Below are 1,527 nucleotides of genomic sequence, written 5' to 3' on the forward strand. Positions count from 1 at the left end.
AGGCCGGGCCAAGCCCAACGCCCAGGCCACCACCTTGATTCGGCTGGTGGCGCGCTTTCCGGAAACCGTGGCGCAGCTCGCGGCCTTGGGTTGATGGACAAAGCCCCGACAGGTTCGGGGCTTCTTCATGCAGGCTTATCGGCTCCCCCGAGGACTAGGCCCCTCCTCCTTCGCCACGAAACGCACTCGGGCTCACCCCTGTCCAGCGCTTGAAGGCCCGCCGAAAACTGCGCACATCGCTATAACCGACTTCCTCGGTAATACGTTCGATCGACAGCCCCGGATTCCCCAGCAACCCCATGGTACGTGCACGTCGCACTTGCTCCTGCAACGCTTCGAACGTCAGCCCGTGTTCGGTCAGGCGCCTGCGCAGGGTGCGCCCACTCATGTTCAAGTCGCCGGCGACCTTCTCCAGCTGGCTGCCCTGCAAATCCCGCGAAATAGCGCGTTCAACGGCCTGGATCAGGTCCATCTTCTGGTGCAACTGCGCGCTCTCCAACTCCAGCAACTCCAGGGCCTGGCGCAACGCCAAGGCGTGGTGATTAGGCAGGCGTTTATCCAGCCAATGCGGGGCCAGCACCATGCGATTGTGCAGGCAGCCAAAGCGCACATCCGCGCCAAACAGGCGTTGGTACTCAGCCTGGTAAGGCGGCGCAGCGTGCACGAACTCCATGCGCAGGGGCATAAACGTCTCCCCCACGAGCGCGCGGCCATACACCATCAGGCTGGCGAAGAACTCTTCGGCCGCAAACACCTGCACCTCGGCAAACGGCAGCAGGCATTCGACGTCGACGTGTACTTCTTCCAAGGTCTCATGGGTACGGGTGGTGGCGATGCCGCCTGAGGTGTGCTGATGGCGCTCGCCAATGGCAAATGCATCGCGCAGGGTTTTGCACAGGGAGATCACATGGCCGAGCAGGCCGAGGGTGCCCAGCACGTTCTGATGCCCCACCCACAGGCCCAGCCCCTGATCGGGAAGCACCTTGAGTGCGCGCTGGATCATCGCCACAGCCTGGCGATAGGAAATACGCTGGGCCGGGTCATCCAGGTCGGCCAGGGTAAACCCCAGGCCTCGGCACAACGCTTCGGCATTCGCGCCATTTTGCGCTACCACGTGCCCGAGGGTCTGCAACAGGAAGGGCGACACCAGCGCCAATTCAAATTGCGGGTCAACGGCTTTCCTTTGCATGGCTTACGGGTTCCCGACTGAGTACTTCAGCTCTTGTTTTAGAAACATCCTGTTAATCATAGGCGCTTGCAAGAGCCGCTGCATCCTGAGCGAAACCTGTCCGGCAAAGTCCCCCTATCTGGCCGCCAAAACCCTGCCCCGCCGGGCGCTGAAGGCATATTTCTAACGTCAGCGGTGCCCTAACAATAATAAAGAGGCCAGACATGAACCCCACCTGTGCACTTCCCCCCCTGCAACTGGCGTTGTTGAGCCTGCTCAGCCTGCCGGCCCTGGCCACCGAAGGCGGCGTCGACAACATCGGCCCCGGCACCGATGGCTTCTACATCCTGCCGCTGGAC

General features: G+C 62.0%; 1 protein-coding gene and 2 pseudogenes. 2 read left to right on the forward strand and 1 reads right to left on the reverse strand.

What is annotated here, in order from left to right; all coding sequences use genetic code 11:
* Nucleotides 1-94 (forward strand): annotated as a pseudogene (locus FEM54_RS32375) (transcriptional regulator); the annotation flags it as partial.
* Between the two features lie 60 nt (nt 95-154).
* Here the strand turns inward: FEM54_RS32375 and FEM54_RS32380 are convergent.
* Entirely contained in the window at nt 155-1,189 is a 1,035-nt protein-coding gene (locus tag FEM54_RS32380; RefSeq protein WP_138454260.1) for an AraC family transcriptional regulator, read from the reverse strand.
* A gap of 203 nt (nt 1,190-1,392) precedes the next feature.
* Here FEM54_RS32380 and FEM54_RS35255 point away from each other — a divergent pair.
* Nucleotides 1,393-1,527 (forward strand): annotated as a pseudogene (locus tag FEM54_RS35255) (SphA family protein); the annotation flags it as partial.

The sequence above is a fragment of the Pseudomonas edaphica genome, from assembly GCF_005863185.1.
Lineage (GTDB): Bacteria > Pseudomonadota > Gammaproteobacteria > Pseudomonadales > Pseudomonadaceae > Aquipseudomonas > Aquipseudomonas edaphica.